This is a genomic window from Oceanobacillus sp. FSL K6-3682 (assembly GCF_037976165.1).
GTDB lineage: Bacteria > Bacillota > Bacilli > Bacillales > Amphibacillaceae > Oceanobacillus > Oceanobacillus sojae.
Genome location: NZ_CP150263.1, coordinates 1,397,396 through 1,417,582 on the forward strand (window position 1 = coordinate 1,397,396; position 20,187 = coordinate 1,417,582).

Annotated in this window: 19 protein-coding genes; 13 read left to right on the plus strand and 6 right to left on the minus strand. The window is 37.0% G+C overall.

The features are described from left to right. Nucleotides 1–278: 278 nt before the first annotated feature. Complete coding sequence (locus MHH51_RS07145; protein ID WP_339285257.1) at nt 279–989, minus strand: phosphatase PAP2 family protein; 711 nt, start codon at nt 987–989, stop codon at nt 279–281. Nucleotides 990–1,202: 213 nt separating this feature from the next. Between MHH51_RS07145 and MHH51_RS07150 the strand changes: the two genes are divergently transcribed. After that, on the plus strand, nt 1,203–2,216 hold the full coding sequence (locus MHH51_RS07150) for an NADP-dependent oxidoreductase (RefSeq protein WP_156987400.1): 1,014 nt from the start codon (nt 1,203–1,205) through the stop codon (nt 2,214–2,216). A gap of 160 nt (nt 2,217–2,376) precedes the next feature. Then, complete coding sequence (locus tag MHH51_RS07155) at nt 2,377–2,580, plus strand: hypothetical protein (RefSeq protein WP_339285261.1); 204 nt, start codon at nt 2,377–2,379, stop codon at nt 2,578–2,580. 52 nt (nt 2,581–2,632) lie between these two features. On the opposite strand, the gene MHH51_RS07160 is transcribed toward MHH51_RS07155, so the two are convergent. Continuing rightward, a complete protein-coding gene (locus MHH51_RS07160; protein ID WP_339285262.1) occupies nt 2,633–3,052 on the minus strand; it encodes an NUDIX domain-containing protein in 420 nt (139 codons plus the stop codon). 211 nt (nt 3,053–3,263) lie between these two features. Here MHH51_RS07160 and MHH51_RS07165 point away from each other — a divergent pair, with 211 nt between their 5' ends. The 7 genes from MHH51_RS07165 (at nt 3,264) to MHH51_RS07195 (ending at nt 11,774) form a co-directional block, all read left to right on the plus strand. Next, a complete protein-coding gene (locus MHH51_RS07165; protein WP_339285263.1) occupies nt 3,264–4,055 on the plus strand; it encodes a MerR family transcriptional regulator in 792 nt (263 codons plus the stop codon). Continuing rightward, on the plus strand, nt 4,045–4,461 hold the full coding sequence (locus MHH51_RS07170; protein ID WP_339285265.1) for a hypothetical protein: 417 nt from the start codon (nt 4,045–4,047) through the stop codon (nt 4,459–4,461). The genes MHH51_RS07165 and MHH51_RS07170 overlap by 11 nt, the downstream gene beginning before the upstream one ends. Before the next feature lie 184 nt (nt 4,462–4,645). Further along, nucleotides 4,646–6,214, plus strand: coding sequence for an IS21 family transposase (gene istA, locus MHH51_RS07175; RefSeq protein WP_339283214.1), 1,569 nt, complete (start codon nt 4,646–4,648; stop codon nt 6,212–6,214). Next, entirely contained in the window at nt 6,211–6,981 is a 771-nt protein-coding gene (gene istB / locus MHH51_RS07180; protein WP_042533127.1) for an IS21-like element helper ATPase IstB, read from the plus strand. The genes istA and istB overlap by 4 nt, the downstream gene beginning before the upstream one ends. Before the next feature lie 232 nt (nt 6,982–7,213). Then, complete coding sequence (locus MHH51_RS07185) at nt 7,214–7,639, plus strand: hypothetical protein (protein WP_339285267.1); 426 nt, start codon at nt 7,214–7,216, stop codon at nt 7,637–7,639. A 178-nt stretch (nt 7,640–7,817) separates the two neighbouring features. After that, nucleotides 7,818–8,438: a TetR family transcriptional regulator gene (locus MHH51_RS07190; RefSeq protein ID WP_156987391.1), complete on the plus strand. Its 621-nt coding sequence runs from the start codon at nt 7,818–7,820 to the stop codon at nt 8,436–8,438. Between the two features lie 129 nt (nt 8,439–8,567). Further along, nucleotides 8,568–11,774, plus strand: coding sequence for an efflux RND transporter permease subunit (locus MHH51_RS07195; protein WP_339285269.1), 3,207 nt, complete (start codon nt 8,568–8,570; stop codon nt 11,772–11,774). A 63-nt stretch (nt 11,775–11,837) separates the two neighbouring features. On the opposite strand, the gene MHH51_RS07200 is transcribed toward MHH51_RS07195, so the two are convergent. Together MHH51_RS07200 and MHH51_RS07205 are read right to left on the minus strand one after the other, a co-directional pair. After that, the gene (locus MHH51_RS07200; protein ID WP_246145090.1) at nt 11,838–12,239 is read right to left on the minus strand and encodes a ribosomal protein L7/L12; all 402 of its coding nucleotides are present in this window, start codon (nt 12,237–12,239) and stop codon (nt 11,838–11,840) included. A 105-nt stretch (nt 12,240–12,344) separates the two neighbouring features. Further along, nucleotides 12,345–13,373: a putative sulfate exporter family transporter gene (locus MHH51_RS07205; protein WP_339285270.1), complete on the minus strand. Its 1,029-nt coding sequence runs from the start codon at nt 13,371–13,373 to the stop codon at nt 12,345–12,347. 118 nt (nt 13,374–13,491) lie between these two features. Between MHH51_RS07205 and MHH51_RS07210 the strand changes: the two genes are divergently transcribed. The 3 genes from MHH51_RS07210 (at nt 13,492) to MHH51_RS07220 (ending at nt 17,288) form a co-directional block, all read left to right on the plus strand. Further along, nucleotides 13,492–14,382, plus strand: a complete 891-nt coding sequence (locus tag MHH51_RS07210) for a LysR family transcriptional regulator (protein WP_339285272.1) — start codon at nt 13,492–13,494, stop codon at nt 14,380–14,382. 354 nt (nt 14,383–14,736) lie between these two features. Further along, the gene (locus tag MHH51_RS07215; RefSeq protein ID WP_156987383.1) at nt 14,737–15,624 is read left to right on the plus strand and encodes a TetR/AcrR family transcriptional regulator; all 888 of its coding nucleotides are present in this window, start codon (nt 14,737–14,739) and stop codon (nt 15,622–15,624) included. Nucleotides 15,625–15,791: 167 nt separating this feature from the next. After that, the gene (locus MHH51_RS07220) at nt 15,792–17,288 is read left to right on the plus strand and encodes a DHA2 family efflux MFS transporter permease subunit (protein WP_147209887.1); all 1,497 of its coding nucleotides are present in this window, start codon (nt 15,792–15,794) and stop codon (nt 17,286–17,288) included. Nucleotides 17,289–17,359: 71 nt separating this feature from the next. Here the strand turns inward: MHH51_RS07220 and MHH51_RS07225 are convergent, their stop codons facing one another. Both MHH51_RS07225 and MHH51_RS07230 read right to left on the minus strand, forming a co-directional pair. After that, nucleotides 17,360–18,424 (minus strand): nitronate monooxygenase, encoded by a 1,065-nt coding sequence (locus MHH51_RS07225; RefSeq protein WP_339285274.1) that lies wholly within the window; start codon nt 18,422–18,424, stop codon nt 17,360–17,362. Nucleotides 18,425–18,568: 144 nt separating this feature from the next. Next, complete coding sequence (locus tag MHH51_RS07230) at nt 18,569–18,949, minus strand: hypothetical protein (RefSeq protein ID WP_147209886.1); 381 nt, start codon at nt 18,947–18,949, stop codon at nt 18,569–18,571. Between the two features lie 251 nt (nt 18,950–19,200). Here MHH51_RS07230 and MHH51_RS07235 point away from each other — a divergent pair, with 251 nt between their 5' ends. After that, the gene (locus MHH51_RS07235) at nt 19,201–20,058 is read left to right on the plus strand and encodes an MBL fold metallo-hydrolase (protein WP_339285277.1); all 858 of its coding nucleotides are present in this window, start codon (nt 19,201–19,203) and stop codon (nt 20,056–20,058) included. The last annotated feature ends 129 nt before the right edge of the window (nt 20,059–20,187 follow it).

A 20,187-nucleotide genomic window follows, 5' to 3' on the forward strand; every position in this document is an offset into this window, starting at 1 on the left:
GCGTTTTAACGAAAACAATGCTATACTTTAAATTGCGATGAGCTGATTTGCGTAAGTCGGGAGACAACGTATTATATATGTAGATGTGAACTGCATGTTCTTCCGCCGCAAATTTCGTAAAGGCTGAGATATGAGTATCTCGGCCAGTAAAAAATCCGAACTATCATTTGATATTCTTTTGTTAGAATACAGATAAGTTCGGATTTTTCTTTATATGTTGGTATTTCTTATAATTATTTGCTTTTTAACCTGCTGATTTCGCTGTGCGCTGACTTCTTCTAGTAATTCTCTGCTCTTTCAAAAGTCTTACTTTTATCAACTAGATTTAGTTTTTCAAGCAGATGACGAAGTGGCTGCTGGACAAGTAAATAGACACCTATTGAAATGAATACAACAGCTGTTCCATATAAAAATCCGGCAAGTACATCGGTTGGGAAGTGAACTCCTAAATAAATTCTTGTATACAATATAAAGCCAATCCACAAAAGCGCGATGAAGGCGACAATTACTTTTTTCCAAATTTGAACAGCAGTAAGTATAAGTACTAATCCAATGAACCCATAGAAAATAGTAGTTGCTGTGGCATGTCCGCTCGGGAAGCTTTCATTGGTTTTCTCGATAAGCTGTAAAAATGCGGGGCGGTCACGATCAAATATTTTCTTTAGAATTTTTCCTCCGATAGCTGCACAAAAAAGGATTGTTCCCCCAAACCATAATCCTTCAGCAAACCTGCGCTTAAAGAATAATACAATAGCAATAATAATTGTTAAAGCAATAACCAGCTTCATACTTCCGAGCTCTGTTACTTTTATAATAAAGGATGTTTTCCCTTCAGAGATAGAACCTTGGATCCGGTCAATCCATGCCAGATCAAAAGATCTGATCCAACTGCTGTCAAAATACACTCCCCAGGAAATAGCTCCAAATAAAATTAAAAATAGTATCCCTACTATAAAAAAAGGTACAGGAGATACTTTTTGTTTTCCCAATCTAATAACCTTCTTTCTGTAAATGTTTTTCCATCATTGTTGATTTAGAACTTTCATTGTACCTAATAATCGATATTTTTGCATGGATAGAGCTGAAAAAATTTTAGATAGAGGGAATTTTACATGTTTATAGTTTTAAATAGAAAGGAAAAGTGAAGTATAGCAAATATTAATTACTGCATAATAGATAGCAGGTTAAGGAGGAATATAGAAATGGAACAAGAACAATTGATATTACAAGAGCGGCCGAATGGATTGCCAGATAAGGATACATTTCAATTTAAAAAGGTTGAAGTCAATGAACCTGAAGAAGGGGAAATATTACTGAAAACATTATATGTTTCCGTCGATCCTTACATGCGGGGAAGAATGTCTGATGCACCTTCATATGCAGCGCCATTTGAGGTCGGAGCTCCTTTAGTGGGAGGGAATGTTAGTCAAGTAATGAAGTCAAACAGCGACCAGTTTACTTCAGGTGATTTAGTGACAGGAAATCTTGATTTTCAGGAATACAACGTTGTTAAGGCGGATAAGGTTCGCAAGGTCAGAACAAACGATTTAAGCCCAAGCAATGCACTTAGCGTGCTGGGAATGCCTGCACTGACTGCATATTTTGGAATGATGCATATTGGTGAACCTAAAAAAGGAGAAACGGTGGTTATCTCTGGAGCAGCAGGAGCAGTCGGGCAAGTAGCAGGGCAATTGGCTAAGAAAGTTGGTTCACGAGTTGTCGGAATTGTCGGGTCAAAGGAAAAGGCCAAGTATATTACAGAAACTCTGGGATACGATGCTGCAGTGGAATATAAAAAAGGAAATGTCAGCGAGCAGCTGAAAGAAACATGTCCGGATGGAATTGATGTCTATTATGAAAATGTTGGCGGAGAAATTTCAGATGCTGTTTGGCCTTTGTTAAATGTATTCGCCCGTGTACCTGTATGTGGCGCAATTTCTGCATACAACTTAGAAGAGGGAGAGAAAGATATTGGTTTGCGTGTTCAACAATTTCTTATTAAATCGCGTGTGAAAATGCAGGGATTACTGATTGGAGATTTTGCTGAACACTATGATGAAGCATACCAAGCATTGGAAGAAGCAGTTTCCAATGGAGAATTGAAATTTGAAGAAACGATTCACAAAGGGTTTCATGCCATTCCAGATGCTTTCTTAGGATTGTTTTCTGGTGAGAATATTGGAAAACAGCTTGTGAAGGTCGCTGATAAAGAATAGGATTACAGGAAAAGGAAGCCGCTTCATTCATATGTATTGAATGAGCGGCTTTTTACACAATAGAAGAGTATAAGAGGGATTAGGCCTAATAGACATTGATGATAAAATACAATAACATTATCTTGACAGGATTTCTGCTTATTTGAAGAAGGGGATGGTTATGATGAAAGTTTTTAAAAATAAACGTTATTGGATACTTATGCCGCCGACGTTATTAATTGGCATTTCGCTGATTATCTTTATTCCGAATAATGATGGATTCCCTTATGCCTTTTCATCCCTCGTCCTGTTTTGGATCGTTTATTATACGTGGACCTATTATGCGGAAAAGAAGAATAATAGGCAAAATAAAGAAAGTCTATAAACATGGCTGCAGCTTCTTAGAAGCTGCAGCCATGTTTATTTTTGAGCAAAGCCTATTGAAAAATATAATCTAAGTAATCTCCGTGCCCACGGACAAGTTCTGTTTCATTTTGAGAAAAAATCCAAAAGTAGTGGAAGGTCAGCCCTGATTCTTCACCGCCCCCGGTTGGCTGATATTCCCATTCATCAGGGGCATCCAGTACAGTTATCTTATAAAAGAACCTGTGATGAATAGACCCATCATCATTTTTCCAAAAATCTTCTGTAATCAATCCTTCTACTTTAAACTTTTGCAATCCTGTTTCTTCTTTTACTTCCCTGATGATGGCATAATCTATCTCCTCTTTTGCCTCCACAGTTCCTTTAGGTATTTGTATCCCAGCTTCAGGGTTAGAATGCTGGAAAACAAGAACTTGTATTTTATCGTTCTTTACCCTTGTTATATATCCGTATACTTTTTTTATTGGATTCATAATTACACAACCTCTCTCAATAGCTAGTTTTTTAAAAAGTAGACTTTAAAAAACTTATAACAATTTTTTCTTCTTATACAATTATTTTAATGTAATAAATTCAAATAAAAAGATACTGCACCAATGATTATAAATATTGTTACATATAAAAATTGACTATGACCTAACGTCATACTTTAGAATGTAATAATGAAGGAAGGAGAGAACAGATTTGAATAAAAAAATGTATACAGTAAAAAAATTCGCCGAATTGACAGGTGTCACGGAACGAACTCTTCATTATTATGATCGCAAAGGAGTGCTCACTCCAACCAGCTATACAGAAAATGGATATCGACTCTATAGTCATGAAGACATATTTAAAATGCAGAAAATCTTAACACTAAAATATTTAGGGTATTCTTTAAAAGAGGTCATTGAATATCTTTCTAAAAATTCAACAGCTAGTGTACACGATACATTATATAAACAGAAAGAGTTACTTAAGAAGAAAAGAGACGAAATAGATCATATTATTGATACTTTTTCGAGAGTAGAACAATTAATTCAAGATAAAAAGATTGAAAGTGATCTGCTGCTGGCTATCATTCATTCCCTTCAATTTGAAAAAAGACAGAAAAACTGGCTATCTACCAAAGTTTCTAAATCAGTTGTTGATCAAGTATTTATGCAGCATATGACCAAAGAAGAAAGAATGAACACGGAAAATGATCTGTTGATCGCTATAAATAAATTACAAGGCCTTTATGAGAATGGAGTTCCCCCACATAATATAGAAGTTCAAAATTTAATGAAACAAATGGAAAAAATTTTAAACAAAATTTTGGAACCAAAGTATCAAGAAGAACTGGAAAAGCTGAAAATAGAAGAAAGTTCATTATATCATTTTTCGTATATATCAAAAGGGTTCCAAGATTACACTGCTGAAGCCTCAAGAATATTAAGTAAAGAAAACAATAGAACAAATCATGGCAGCAAAGGAGAAAATGAATATGAGGGTTAATCGCCTGCAAATATCCATTTTACTTATGATTCTTTCTACTATAATGATAAGCAGCTTTATCATTTTGCGTTTAAGTAATATTAATAGTTTAACCGTAATATTATTAACGTTAGCTCTAATCATTTTATGCCCATTGAGTATTTATTTCTTTTTTATACTACCCGGATCCATGCCAAAAATACTATTATATTTATCATTTATTTTATGTTTAGGGCTTTCGTATTTTATTATCCCATCTTCTCAAAAATATTTTTTTAACGAAATTTTAGTATGGCTTCTGCCTATTGTGCAGATTAGTGTCGCTATTTTTATTGTGCACAGTATAGTTAAAGGCATTATTCGTTATAAGGAAATTAATTCAAATGGAAGTTATACATTTCTTGAAACAGCAAGAAAGCTGCTGTAACTGCTAAACTAAAGTAGACCATTATTGCTTGATAAGAATGAACACTTTTCTTGGGGGATAGGCATGTAACAGGCTGTTGCCCCGTAGGGGCGGCAGCCTGTTACATGCTCGCCGTTCCGTCAGGTACCAACTAACTATTGCAATCTTTCATTTACTGTATAATACATGTTTGTACGATACAGAAATGGGAGGAGTAAGAAAGGTGGAAACATGGAAAGTGTATATGGAAATCTATCAACTAAAACAAGAAGGATTTAAAATACGGAGAATAGCTAGAAAACTAGGTATATCAAGAACAACAGTATATAAATACCTTGAAAAGTCTCCTCAGGAAATGGCGGAGTGGGTAGCTTCCACACAGACAAGAAAGAAGAAATTAGATGCCTACGAATTACTTATTCATACTTGGCTAACAGAACATCCAGATCTTTCTAGTGCTCAAGTTCATGATTGGTTAAAAGAAAGGTTTCCAACTCTACGTGTTGGAGAAAGTACCGTTCGTGGTTATGTCAAAGCACTCCGGGAAAAATATCATATTCCAAAAACAGAGATGAAGCGTGTCTATCAAGCTATTCCAGATCCACCAATGGGGCAGCAAGCCCAAGTAGATTTTGGTCAGACGATACAGAAAACATCCCAGGGAAAGGAAAAGAAATTATATTTTATTAGTTTCGTGCTTTCGCACTCTCGTTATAAATACGTTGTGTGGCTCTCCCGTCCTTTTACAACAAAAGATATGATTCAAGCTCACGAAGATGCTTTTCAGTATTTTGGAGGAATTCCATATGAGTTAGCTTATGATCAAGATTCCCTTATCGTAGTAAGTGAAAATGAAGGTGATCTCATCCTTACCAGTGAATTTCAAGCATACAGGGAAGCAAGAAAATTAAAGCTCTTTGTATGTAGAAAAGCTGATCCAGAAAGTAAAGGGAAGATTGAAAATGTCGTAGGATTTGTGAAGAAGAATTTTGCGAAGAACCGCGTATTTCACCATATAGATAAATGGAATGAATCCTGTTTAGCATGGCTGATTCGAACGGGAAACGGAAAAGTGCATAATACAACAAAAAAAAGACCAGTCGAAGTGTTTGCCCTAGAAAAACAACACTTAAGACCAGTCAACAAAAAAATTTCAATTTCAAATATCGATAATAGTATAACAAGAAATGTTCGTAAGGACAATACTATTATCTATCAATCGAATCGGTATTCGGTACCACTTGGTACATATAAAAAAGATAAAGAAGTTTTTATTGAAATAAGCGATCAAAACGAATTAATAATACGTGAAGAATCGAATGGAGCAATCATTGCCAAACACACATTAAGTTTAGAGAAAGGGAAATTGATTCAAGATTCTCAACATACCAGAGACCGTTCTAAAGGAATAGCTGCCTATATAGAAACGGTATCGACGTACTTTGATGATAAGGAAATGGCTTCTGATTTCCTTCAGGAAATTCACCAAAGATATCCTCGTTATATACGAGATCAATTATCTCTTATTTTAAAGGTAGCAAGAGAACGAAGGAACCAAGCTTTAGAAGAATGTGTCGCACGCAAAATATATAGTGCAACAGAGTTTAGAGATGTCGTAGAGTTTATCCAAAGACAAACGGATTCTCATCAAAGGCCTCCGCAAATAGAAGCTATCAAAACATTGCATGGTATGGATGATACGCTGCTTCAAATCAAGCCAAAAACAAGAGAATTGGATTCTTATATAGAGTTATTGAAAGGAGCAACGGTATGAGTCATTCAATAGAAGAAATACAACAACAGTTTCGATCGTTGAGACTCACAGAGACGGCAAATTATTTGCCATCTCTGATTCAACAAGCAGAGTCAGAAGATTGGACATATCAAGTACTTTTGAAACAATTGACTGGATATGAATTAAAACGTAGGGATGAAAAATTAATCGAAAAACGATTAAAATGGGCTGCATTCCCTTCCTATAAGACGTTGGACGAGTTTCATTTAGATGAGCAGCAATCACTCAGCAAAAGACAAGTAAATCAATTAAAGGAGTTTAACTGGCTAGATCAACTCTATAATTTAATCGTTTTAGGACCGCCAGGTGTAGGTAAAACACATTTAGCCACAGGGCTGGGCATAGAAGCTATACAAAAAGGATATAAAGTCTCTTTTATTTCCATGGGGCAGCTGATTCAAACATTAAAAACAGAAGAAGTTACCAGAAAATCACAAACGAGAATGAAACGAATTCGTTCCTCTCATTTAGTGATTATTGATGATTTAATGTTTATGGCAATGGATACACGTGAAGCGAATTTATTTTTCCATCTTATTAACGACCTTTATGATAAGGCTTCAATTATATTAACTTCTAATAAAGGACCGAATGAATGGGGAGAATTACTAGGTGATCCAGGGATTACAACGGCTATCCTAGATAGAATTTTACATCGAGCTGAAGTTATTCATTTTCATGATGATGATAGTTATCGAATGAAACACCGTTCTTCCATTTTCATGGAAGAAAGTGTCCAAATTTAATTAGCAAAAAGTGTTCATTTCTACTTGACGCTCACAGCTGCTTGAACCAAAATTAGGAAAGGGATTTTTCTTAGAAGCAGTCATTACGGAAATCAGTATTTTTTATTATGCAGTATTGGTATGGTTCAAAAAGATAAATATAAAAAGAAGTGAAGTTTTTACCTATCATAAAACATCGCAGATTAAAACAATAGTAATCGTGTTTTCAATTATCATTGTTTCAGAAGGAGTGTTGTTCCATTTTGTTATTCAATGGTGGAGTAACATTGCTGCATGGATTTTTACAGTATTAAATATTTACGTTTTATTGTATATGGTTGGCCTTTATAACTCTGCAAGATTTTTACCCCATGTTATCAATCAAGACAGTCTAATTATACGTCTTGGCTATCAAAGCAGTGTTGAGTTGGAGATTAGAAATATAGAAAGTATAAAAAATGCAAAACAAGGGGGAATTGAAGATAAGATACCGAAAGATACCTATTATTCATTGTTAAATATGGATTCCCCGCAATATGAAATTATTTTAAAAGAGCCGGTTTTAATGAAAGGTACTTACGGAAGGAAGAAACAGGTTAAAACTGTTGTTTTTAGATCCGATGAGCCAATTAAAATGATTGATCGAATAAATAGGATAAGAGAGCAGAAATCAAAATAATTTTGTTAGTCTGTCATTTTTACAGCGCTGTAAATGGACTGGATTTATGCTTTCAGTATTATAACTTTACATAAAAGTGACAATGTGTCGCTTTTAAAATTGACAATAAAATCTTTATCATATAAGATTAATCAAGTTCAGATGCGACAAAGTGTCATATTTAGATAGGAGGGGGATTGTGCCTAGACAAACATTTTTCAATTTACCAAAAGAAAAACAGGATAACTTACTTGCTGCTGCTAAAAAGGAATTTTCGAATAAGCCTTTAAATAAAGCATCTGTTTCAAATATTATTAAAAATGCAGATATACCGAGAGGAAGCTTTTATCAGTATTTTGATGGTAAAGAGGATGCTTTTTATTATTTATTAGAAAAACAGATGAAGTTGAATAGTGAGGAGTTTATCTCTATTCTGAAGAAAAATAACGGGGATCTGTTTGAAACATTTACGGAAACCTTCCAAAGAATGCTAAAAGAATTCCAGGTACAAAAAAATCGTGATTTTTTTAGAAATGTATTTTTAAATATGGATTATAAAATGGAAAATAAAATATTTAGTGATTTTAGGGAAACTGGAATCAGCAAACCTTTTTTAGAGGTTATAGCAGGTATCGATAAGGAAAAGCTGAACATTTCTAATGATGAGGAAGTTGTTCATGTGATGGAAATTATGATGGCAGTAACATTTCAAAATTTAATGAAGCAGTTTGCCAGACAGAGCACATTTGAAGATGCTTTGAATAAATACCTGTTTGAAATAAATTTACTTAAAAAGGGATTATATAGAGGGAGTGAATAAAGAGAAGTGAAAGAACATAATCCTGCATGGCATTTATAAATCGTTTATGCCAGTAAAGATGGAGCAGGATACAATAAGATATATTTAGACAATTAGTTTTTAAACATACTATACAAGAAGGTGTACTATTTGAAGAAGATTATTAATTTTTCGCTTAATAATAAGTTTGCCATATGGATTCTTACCATTATGGTAGTTGTTACGGGCTTATACGCAGGCTTAAACATGAAACAAGAAACAATGCCTGATATTACACTTCCGAATGTTTCTGTTATGACGACTTATCCGGGGGCTGCTCCAGATGAGATTGTTAATGAAGTAACAGAGCCGATTGAACAGCGGGTACAGAATTTAGAAGGAATAGAAAACGTTACTTCCTCTTCTATGGCAAATATGTCTTCTGTTCAATTAGAATTCGACTTTGACAAGGATATGGATAAGGCGATAGATGAAGTGAATGAAGCATTGTCTGATCTTTCTTTGCCTGAAGGAGCAGAAGATCCAGAAGTTTCCAGATTAAGTATCAATGCATTGCCGGTCATGGCTCTAAGCATTAGTGATAATGAGCACAGCTTAGAAGAATTAACAAACAGTGTGGAGCAGGACGTTGTGCCGGCTTTAGAGGGTATTGATGGAGTTTCAGATGTCCAGGTTACCGGGCAGCAGATGAAACAGGTTAATATTACTTTTGATGAAGATGCATTAAATGAATACGGATTAGATCAGGACACAGTTGAACAAATTATCCAAGGCTCTGATGTTACTTTCCCACTTGGATTAACCACTTTTGATAAAGAAGTAAAAAATGTGGTAATTGATGGAGATATTACATCGGTCGATGATTTGAAAGAGATGGAAATCCCTGCGGTACCATCTGGTGATACAGCAGGCGGCGGGCAGGACATTGCTCCTCCTGAAGGGATGCCGGAGCAGGGTGAACAGGATCAAGCTATGATGGACCCTTCTCAAGGTGCGGAGGCAGATGGCGACATGCCTGATCAATCTGAAGCAGAGCAGCAGATTCCGATAGAAATGCCGACAGTACAGCTTGATGACCTTGCGGATATTGAACTTGTTGGTGAAGCGGAATCCATTTCCCGGACAAATGGGGAAGACTCCATTGGTATTCAAATTGTGAAAAGTGCGGATGCGAATACGGTAGATGTGGTAAACGGTGTTAAAGCTGAAGCAGAAAATTTTGAAGATGATTTAGGGCTTACAGTAACATCGACCTTTGACCAGGGAGAACCTATTGAAGAATCTGTCAACACAATGTTGAATAAGGCTTTATTTGGGATTATTTTTGCAGTCGTTATTATCCTGCTATTTTTGAGAAGTATAAAAACGACATTGATTTCTATTATTTCCATTCCGTTATCCTTATTGATGGCTTTATTCCTATTACAGCAAATGGATATTACTCTGAACATTTTAACGTTAGGTGCCTTAACGGTAGCTATTGGGCGGGTAATTGATGATTCCATTGTTGTTATGGAAAATATATACCGGAGAATGTCTCTGCCGGGTGAGAAATTACATGGAAAAGATTTAATACGTGAAGCAACCAGACAGATGTTTGTTCCAATTTTTTCATCTACTGTTGTAACCATAGCAGTATTTTTACCATTAGGTCTGGTAAGCGGTCAGGTTGGAGAACTGTTCCTGCCGTTTGCACTGGCAGTTGTTTTTGCGCTTGCTGCTTCCTTATTAGTAGCAGTGACAGTTGTTCCAATGCTTGCTCATTCTTTATATAAGAAGAAATTAAACAGCAAAACGTTTGAAGAAAAAAGTGTTCATGCTGAGAAGCCGAATAAATTAGCACTTTTTTATAAGCGTATATTAAATTGGGTATTGGACCATAAGCTGGTTACTTTTGGTGGTGCTGTTGTCGTACTTGCACTTAGTTTATTCCTGCTTCCGGTTATTGGCGTAAGCTTCCTGCCGGATGAAGAACAAAAAATGATTATGGCTACGTATAGCCCTGAACCAGGAGAAACACAAGAAGAAGCAGAAGAAGCTGCAAGTAATGCGGAAAGCTTCTTGAGCGACCGTGAGGGTGTTACTACTTATCAGTATTCTCTTGGCGGCGGTAATCCGATGACTAGTATGATGGGAATGGGCGGAGACAATTCTGCGCTATTCTTTATCGAGTATGATGATGATTTTGAGAATTTCAGTGAGGAGCCTGCCAAGGTAATTGATGCGCTGAATGAAGATACGGAAAATGGCGAATGGAAGAGCATGGATTTTGCCAGCATGGGCAGCGGCTTAGAACTGTATGTATATGGTGATAATTTGGAGGATATCCAAACCGCTACGGATCAAGTTTTACCAATTTTGGAAGACAACAGTGATTTGGAGAAAGCCGAATCCAGTATGTCAGAAGCATATGACCAGTATACACTTGTGGCTGATCAGGAAAAATTAAGTCAATATGGACTGACAGCAGCTCAAATTGGTATGAGTTTGAGCAATGCGGGAGAAGCGCCAGTTCTTACTACGGTAAAACATGATGGCGATGATGTTAATGTCTATGTTGAAACAGAAGAAAAAGAATATAATTCAATAGATGATTTAACAGATATTGAGATCCAGACGCCATTAGGAACTACGGTTACTGTAGGAGAAGTGGTGGAAGTAAAAGATGGAAAATCACCAGATACAATTGACCGAAGAGACGGAAAAATGTATGCATCTCTAACAGCAGATATAAAGACAAATGATGCTGGAGCGGTATCAAATGAGGTAGATGAACAGATTAGTGAATTGAATCTGCCAAGCGGTGTGAAAGTAGAATTTGGCGGAGTAACCCAGGAAATCAATGATTCCTTTACACAGCTGGGGCTTGCAATGCTTGCAGCAATTGCAATTGTCTACTTCGTACTTGTCGTTACCTTTGGCGGTGCATTAGCGCCATTTGCAATTTTGTTCTCACTGCCATTCACAGTAATAGGAAGCTTAGTTGCCTTATGGATTGCAAAAGAACCGTTAAGTGTTTCCGCGATGATTGGTGCATTGATGCTGATTGGTATTGTGGTAACCAATGCCGTAGTATTAATTGACCGAGTTATTCATCAGGAGAAGGAGGGGCTTTCTACCAGAGAAGCACTGCTGGAAGCTGGTTCTACAAGACTTCGTCCAATTCTGATGACAGCTCTTGCGACAGTCGGGGCACTTATCCCGCTGGCAATTGGAGCTGAAGGCGGCGGTCTGATCTCTAAAGGACTTGGTGTTACGGTAATTGGCGGTTTAACAAGCTCTACACTATTGACGCTTGTAATTGTACCGATTGTTTATGAGGTACTTGCTAAATTTCGTAAAAAAGAATTAAGATAATAAAAATAAGCAGGACAGTCTTTTCGAAAAGGCTGTCCTGCTTACTATTTTCCAGATTATTAACTATCTGTTAGCATTATCAACAAAATCCTTTGCTTCCTTTAATCCCCATCCAGTCTGCTCACGGACATATTTTGTTGCTTTAATTGGCCCGGATCCAGATTGAAGCATTTCTTTTACTTTTTGCTGAAGTTCAGTGTCCGAATCAGCTGTATTCATTTTAAAGTTCCCCTCAACCAGATCCTTCGCTTCCTTTAACCCAAGTCCGGTTTCTACACGTACAAATTTAATCAATTTAATTTTATCCTCACCCGATTCAAGTCTTTGCTGAACTTCAGGGAGAATTTCTTCTGGAGTTTTCAGCTCTTTTTCCTGTCCATCAACGTGTTTATTTCTGATTCGTAATGATAACAGGTAGATACCTCCCAAAATAATAACAGCAATTAGTATAACTTCCGTGGACATGTCAATTACCTCCAATGGTTTTGATTTGTCCATTTATAATAACATAGATAACCACAATCTATGGATTAAGAAAGAATGTTTCATAGAGCCGTTTTTATAAAGCATTTAAATAATAAAATAAGCAGCAACAGAAAGGAGAATAGATGTAATAGTAATTGCCAGCAGCGGTTTCAAAGCCTTAGACCGCAAGTCTTTTAGGCTGACATTCAAGCCCAATCCGACCATAGCTGCTGTCAGTATCCAAGTTGTTGCGACAGAAATACCTTCCATTACACTATCGGAGACAGGAATTATATTTCCAACCACATAACTTCCAATAAGGCTCATCAGAATAAAACCAATCAGGAACCATGGAAAATCAACTCTGCTTTGTGTCTGATCTCCTTTATTTTTGCTTCTCATAATATAAATTAGAATAAAACAGAGTGGCACAAGTAAAAATACGCGTCCTAATTTTGCGAGCAGTGCAACAGCTAATGCATCTTCTCCGGCAGGTTCAGCAGCGATAGCTACATGGGCAAGCTCATGCAGGCTTATTCCCGACCAAATTCCGTAATCCGATGGTGTCAAAGGCACTAATGGCTGTATTAAAGAATACCCGATTGCAAAAACAGTTCCCATCATTGCGATAATCCCGACACTGATTGCGGTATCTTCATCCTTTGTTTTTATAATTGGGGCAACAGCTGCAATTGCAGCAGCTCCGCAGACCCCTGTACCAACTCCAAGTAACAGAGTAATATTTTTATCTGCTTTGAATATTTTACCAAGCCAGATCATCACGCCTATTGCAAATAGGATAACAAAAGCATCACGTGCAAGAAGTCCCAGCCCATCATGAAATACGGTATTAATATTTAGCTTCAATCCATACAAAATGATAGCTAAGCGCAGCAGTTTTTTTGAAGAAAAAGTAATCCCAGAGCGCAATGCTTCCGGGTAACCGAAAAATTGTCTGTAAATAACAGCAATGATAATAGCACAGGCGAGCTGCCCAACCTGGTCAAAGCCGGGAACTTTTGCTAACAGGAATCCAAGCATGGCAATAAAAAAAGTAAATCCAATGCCGCCAACCCATTTTCCTGAAGAATTTAATTTGAATCGTTTTTTTCGTTGTGATGCTTGTGCAGTCATAAAAGCACCTCCTTTTCATAGCATAGCTAACATTAATGTATAAGAAAAATAATTTATTATAATAAATAAGATAAGTAAATTGTTATAATAGAAAAAACAGATAAAAGAAGGTGAACGAATGGACAATCATTTGCGAATATTTATCTCAGTTGCAGAAAAGCAGAGTTTTTCTAAAGCTGCAGAGGAGCATTATATGACTCAGCCGGCAGTCAGCCAGTATATTCGTGCACTGGAGGATAGTGTAGGTATGCGCTTATTGGAACGCAGTAATAAATACGTCCGTTTAAATAAAGCAGGAGAGATTGTTTATCATTATGCAAAGGAAATATCAGGCTTATATACAACGATGCAAAACTTAGTAGATGACTTGGTGAACAGAGCTAATGGACCGCTGACAATTGGAGCAAGCTACACTTTTGGAGAATATGTTCTTCCAAGAATAATTGCGGACATGCTGGGAAGATATCCGAATATTGAACCAGCTGTAACGATTGGAAATACAGCTAAAATTGCAGATCTAGTTGCCACGCATCAGTTGGATATAGGGATAGTAGAAGGACATTTTAACAGGAAAGAAATTATTTCTGAGGAATTTGCGGAAGATGAAATGGTCATCGTTGCTTCTTCCGAAAACAAGCTGCTGGATAAAGAAGAAATAGAGCTAAGTGATTTAGTAAAAGAAACATGGGTTGTACGCGAACGCGGTTCAGGTACGAGAGAAGCAACAGAAAAATTCTTTCAAAAGTTTGATATAGCACCTTTTCGATTGATGCATTTTAGCAGCACCCAATCTATTAAAGAATCCGTTGCGGCTGGGCTAGGTATTACCTTGCTTTCAAAGTGGGCTGTTCAAAAGGAAGTAAAATATGGCGATTTGAAGATTATTCCTATTAAAGGACTTCCTTTTATACGAGAGTTTTCTATCATTACGAAATCACCGTTCAAAACGAACACATTGGAGATTTTTATGAAGCTGCTGCGTGATAGCAGTCAGCTGTGGACATTTTAACATTTTATGGGAGGAATACTAGCAAGCGGTATTCCTCCCATTTTTATTGAAATCATCACCTAATCAAGTACTCTGTGAAAATGTAATGAAACTAAACCATCCTTTATATTATATGTTTACCTGCCTTAATATAATTATTTTAGTGTATACGATTAAGAATTTATTAATTTAAAGAACTGAGTGGTTGACAAAGAACCGAGTAGTCAATTATAATATGTCAGTGACTTAATAGTTCTCGTTTGACTTAGTGGTCATATGGAAGGGAAAAGCATTACTGGTAAACTCATTCAGCTGCTTCTCGAAAATCAGAAAGTGTGAACCTGAAGAGGATGGGTTTTAAAGAGGGGACAAAAGATGGATAAAAAAGAAGAAATTATGCAAGCAGCAATTCACCTTTTTTCTAAAAAAGGGTATTCCGCCACTTCGGTTCAGGAAATCGCTAATGAATGCAGAATTTCCAAAGGAACATTATATAATTTTTTTGATTCTAAGGAAGAGCTCTTGATTCAAGTTATCCGCCATAATCAAAGAAAAATGCTGAGGCAGGCTGAAAATATTAGTCTGGATTCAACTCTGCCGCCGAAAGAAAAATTGATTCAAAAGCTTGTGGTACAATTTGACGGTATTCGTGAAAATAAAGATTATATGAGCATGCTGCTCACGGCATTACCGCCTCATGATAATCCGAAAATTTCTTTGCTCATGAAAAGAATCAGAATCAGCATGATGAATTGGTATAAGGATTGCTTTATTGAGGCTTATGGAAGTAAAGTGAAGCCGTATATCTGGGATCTTACGCTAATGCTTCAGGGGACATTGAAGGAATATATATCACTGATTTTCCGGGATCATAAGGAGCTTGATTTTGAAGATGTAGCCCGTTTTGTCATAGAACGATTGGATACGATGATTCATCATACATCAGACGCAGAGCCAGTTTTGACACCTTGGAAAATGGAAGAGTACGAGGCTTATAAAGCAGATTTGGATTCGAAGTCTCCAGAAGAACAAATAAATCAGCTTTTGGAAGAACTAGAGAAAAAAGTGAAAAAGTTAGCACTGCATGACGAGGAGAAAGAAGAGTATATTTCAGCGATGCAATCATTGCAAAAAGAGATTTATGAGAAGAAACCGAAAATGTTTTTGATTAAATCCTTGCTATTGTTTTTAGCTCAGGAAGAGGAGTGTCAACCACTGGTCCATCGGGTAGAGATATTTTTAAATACTCTACAGGCAACGTAAAAGCTCTTAGAAGCTAGATAGGTATGACTGGCAGATTGGAATGTGATTTTTAACATTCTTTTTTTCTTGAGTGATTAACATAAATCTAAATAAAAGTTGAAATCAGAATCAACGATAAAATTACTAGAGAAATAAGTATATAGAAGAAATAGGAGATGAAAGGAATTATGGCTGAATCAACAATGAATAATATAAAAAAGGGGCCCATTCTGGCTGTTATCATTCTGGGAGCATTTGTATCGCTCTTGAATCAGACATTGATGAATGTGGCTTTGCCTTCGATAATGGAGGATTTAGATATTGTAGAGAGTACAGCACAATGGATTACTACCGGATTTATGCTGGTTAATGGTGTACTTATCCCGGTTACTGCATTTTTAATGGAGAAATTTTCAACAAGGCAGCTGTTTTTAACGGCGATAAGTCTATTTGCAGCTGGTACATTAATTTGTGGTATTGCACCAGATTTTACTATATTAATGGCTGGACGGGTAATTCAAGCAGTTGGAGCGGGAATTATAATGCCGTTGTTAACAACGGTTGTATTAGCGTTATTCCCAGTTGAAAAACGCGGAGGAGCAATGGGAGTTATCGGTATTGCTATTATCTTCGCACCTGCTGTCGGTCCAACATTATCAGGGTTTGTCGTAGAGCATTACTCTTGGAGATTATTATTCTACATTATTTTCCCAATTGCTGTTTTAACGATTATTCTTGGAGCAATTTTCTTGAAAAACGTTACAAAACAGACCTTCCCGAAAATTGATGTGATAGCAATTATTCTATCAACGCTCGGATTTGGCGGCATTTTGTATGGATTTAGTACTGCTGGAACAAATGGATGGACAGATGCAACGGTAATTACAGGATTAGTAGTCGGATTTGTAAGTTTAACTCTGTTTGTAATACGCGAGCTTAAAGCAGAGGTCCCAATGCTTGATTTTCGGGTTTTCAAGGATGGTATTTTTTCACTGACAACGGTAATTAATATCGCAATTACAGTAGCTATGTTTGCTCCAATGCTGTTAATTCCGTTATATTTACAAAATGTGTTAGGTGTCAGTCCAATGAATTCAGGTCTGATGCTGATGCCGGGAGCGATTGTCATGGGGATTATGTCGCCGATTACCGGTAGAGTATTTGATAGAATTGGTGCACGTCCGCTTGCGATTACAGGGTTAACAATAACAGTTATTACAACCTATTTATTTACGCAGCTGACAGACACAACAAGTTATGCATACCTCATTTCTATTTATACAATTCGTATGTTTGGAATGTCTATGATTATGATGCCTATTATGACAGCCGGATTGAATCAGCTTCCACAAAGACTTCATCCGCATGGCACAGCAATGGTGAACACTGTCCGTTCGGTTGCGGGTGCAATAGGTACTGCATTTCTGGTTACTGTAATGACTAATCAGGCAAAAAATAGTATCGAAGGTATTATTGCGGAAAATCATTTTGATCCTGCAAATCAGCAAGACATGGTGCATGCTGCGCATCTTGCACAGGTTACAGGAATCAATGATGCCTTTATGGTCTCAACGGTATTCGCCGTTATCGGGTTGATTCTTGCATTCTTTATTAAACGTGGCAGAACAACTCAAGCGGAAAAAACAGAGTTACAACAAGAAAATCTCACACCAGAAAAGGCATAAAATAAAAAAGCGGGATACTGTTCAAAAAATGAACGGCATCCTGCTTTTTTCGTTAAGAAGCATTTTTTCTTTTACTTTTGCATATTTTCAATTTGTGAAACAATGGAAGTAATTAGTTCGTCCACTGACTGTGATTTGCAAGATCGCGGGTTTTGACCGCACCACAATGACATCCATTCCGTACGGTTTTGCTTTCCAGCTTCACTTCGGATCTGCTTGGTTAAGGTGTTTTGAATTGGATACGGCGGTAAATGCTTTTCATGTTTTTTCATCTTTTTGATGAAATCATTCCGAATACCCCGTGCAGGCTTACCGCTAAAGGCCGAGGTTATGGTCAATTGATCCTCTTCAATGTTCAGGACAGCCTGCTTATGCTGCGTATTTGCGCCACTTTCGAAGCAGGAAAGAAACGCGGTCCCCATTTGAGCTCCTTGAGCTCCAAGGACGAAGGATGCCAGTACACCTCTTCCATCGGAGATTCCGCCCGCAGCAATCAGTGGAATATTTACCTGATCTGCGGCTTGCGGAATAAGTGCCATTGTCCCAATCATTGCATCTTCAAAAGAATTTAAAAATGTTCCGCGGTGTCCGCCAGCTTCGCTTCCCTGCATAACAACCATATCTAATCCACTTTCTTCATTAGCTTTTGCTTCTGTAACAGTTGTTGCTGTTCCCATTACTATAATATGATTTTCTTTCAGCTGCTGAAGAACAGCTTTGGAGGGAATCCCGAATGTAAAGCTGCATACAGGGACCCGCTCTTCAATAATAATTTGGATTTGCTGTTCGAAAGTAGCAGTCTGTATTTCTTTTACTTCGGGAGCTTCAGAGATCTGTAATCCTTCGCGAAATGGAAGAAGCCATTCATTAGCCTGCGCTACTTCAGTATCATTTACTTCTGGTGTTTCCGGCGTAAATAAATTGACTGCAAAGGGATTATCAGTCAGCTGTTTTATCTTTTGGATACTTTCCCGTGTCTGTTCCGGCTTCAAATAGCCTGCGCCAAGTGTACCAAGTCCGCCCGCATTAGACACTGCAGCAACGAGCTCTGGTGTTGTTATACCTCCGGCCATACCTGCCTGGATAATCGGATAGCGAATGCCAATTTTTTCGGTTAATATATTTTGATTCCACATCATGATTCCTCCTTTTTTATGAGACGAAAAAGTTGTGAATAGTTCTATATATATTATGACAGCTTGTGCTTAACAAAGGAACGTATATCTTTTGTATCCATTTCATTATGAAAAAAATGGATAAGACAAAATCTAATCCATTTTTTAGAAACTATATGTATTTTTACTTTTTCCTGCAAATAAAGTTACAAAAATACTTGCAATACTTGTAAGTGTTCCCGCAATTGCTGCAATCGTAACAGCGATTCCAGCTGATGCAAAAATGGCTGCTGGGATGAGCCCTATAAAAGCAATCGCAATGAATATCTGGTAGACGGCAGAAATCGTTCTAACAATAGAATTATGAAAGAATGATAAAAGTAATGGCGGAAGAAATAGCACAACGACCATTCCTATCGCAATTAATAAGCCTGCAGGGTCAGCATATGAAATAGTATTGGGGGCGGTCTGGGATCGGGCTGCAAATAAAATAGCTGCAATAGCAATCAGTAAAGTTACAATAATTATCAGAAATCTTTTAGACATCATAAAACCCCTTTCTCTGTTTTACTATAACATATTTTATTATAAATTCTATTTTCAAAATCAGCTAATTATTAGTTAAATAATGGAAAAAAGTATGTGAGGATTCAAAAAAGTTTTAATCTGCAGTATCGTACAGCTTTCTTTTTAACCGGACATTTTTAGAAGCATTCCATCCTAAAGAATAAAAATTATAACAGAATGGAAAAGTATCTATATAATAAATGTTTCCTAATATAGGAGGAGATAAGAAAATGGACAAAGATATTTCTTACGGAGATGATTACAAATATATCCCGGCAACCTCAGTGAATAGTGGCGCAGGATTAGAAATATTGCCAAATATATATTGTTACACGGTTCAGATTGTTAATATCTGCTTTGTAGGAAATCCGGACACACAGGATTTTGTATTGGTAGATTCTGGAATGCCTGGATCAGCAGATGAAATTATAGCTGTAACTGAGGAGCGTTTTGGTAAAGGCAATTTTCCAAAAGCAATTATTTTAACACATGGTCATTTTGACCACGTGGGAGCAGTTGTTGATTTAGTAAAGTATTGGAAGATACCTGTTTATGCTCATAGATTAGAGCTTCCTTTCCTGACAGGAAAAGAGAGCTATCCAGAACCTGACCCAGGCGTAGAAGGAGGATTAATTGCAAAGGCTTCTGCCATATTTCCTAACGATCCAATTAACTTGGGAAGCAGCATATTGGAGATTCCGTCTGACGGAAGTATACCGGGGATGCCTGATTGGAGATGGATACATACACCAGGCCATTCTCCAGGCCATATTTCCTTATACAGAGATGCAGATCGTTTCCTGATTGCTGGAGATGCATTTGTTACGGTAAAACAGGATTCCTTATATAAAGTGATGATACAGGATAGAGAAGTACATGGACCACCAAGATATTTTACAACAGATTGGGAAGCAGCAAAGAAATCTGTTCAAACACTGGAAGCTTTAAAACCTGCAATTGCAGTAACCGGCCATGGAGAACCGGTGCATGAGGAAGAACTGTCTGCAGGACTGGCGAAATTAGTGGATACTTTTGATCAGACTGCTGTGCCGGATTATGGACGATATGTGAACCGTAAAGAACATTAGTATATAATTGCTTTTTCAGGAAAGAAGAATAAAATCTTTTTTGGAAAAGCAATTTCTTTTGAAGAAAATTAATTTAGGACAGATTGGTGAACAATGAAATACTCCAAATAAAGCCGGCGGTAGAAAACA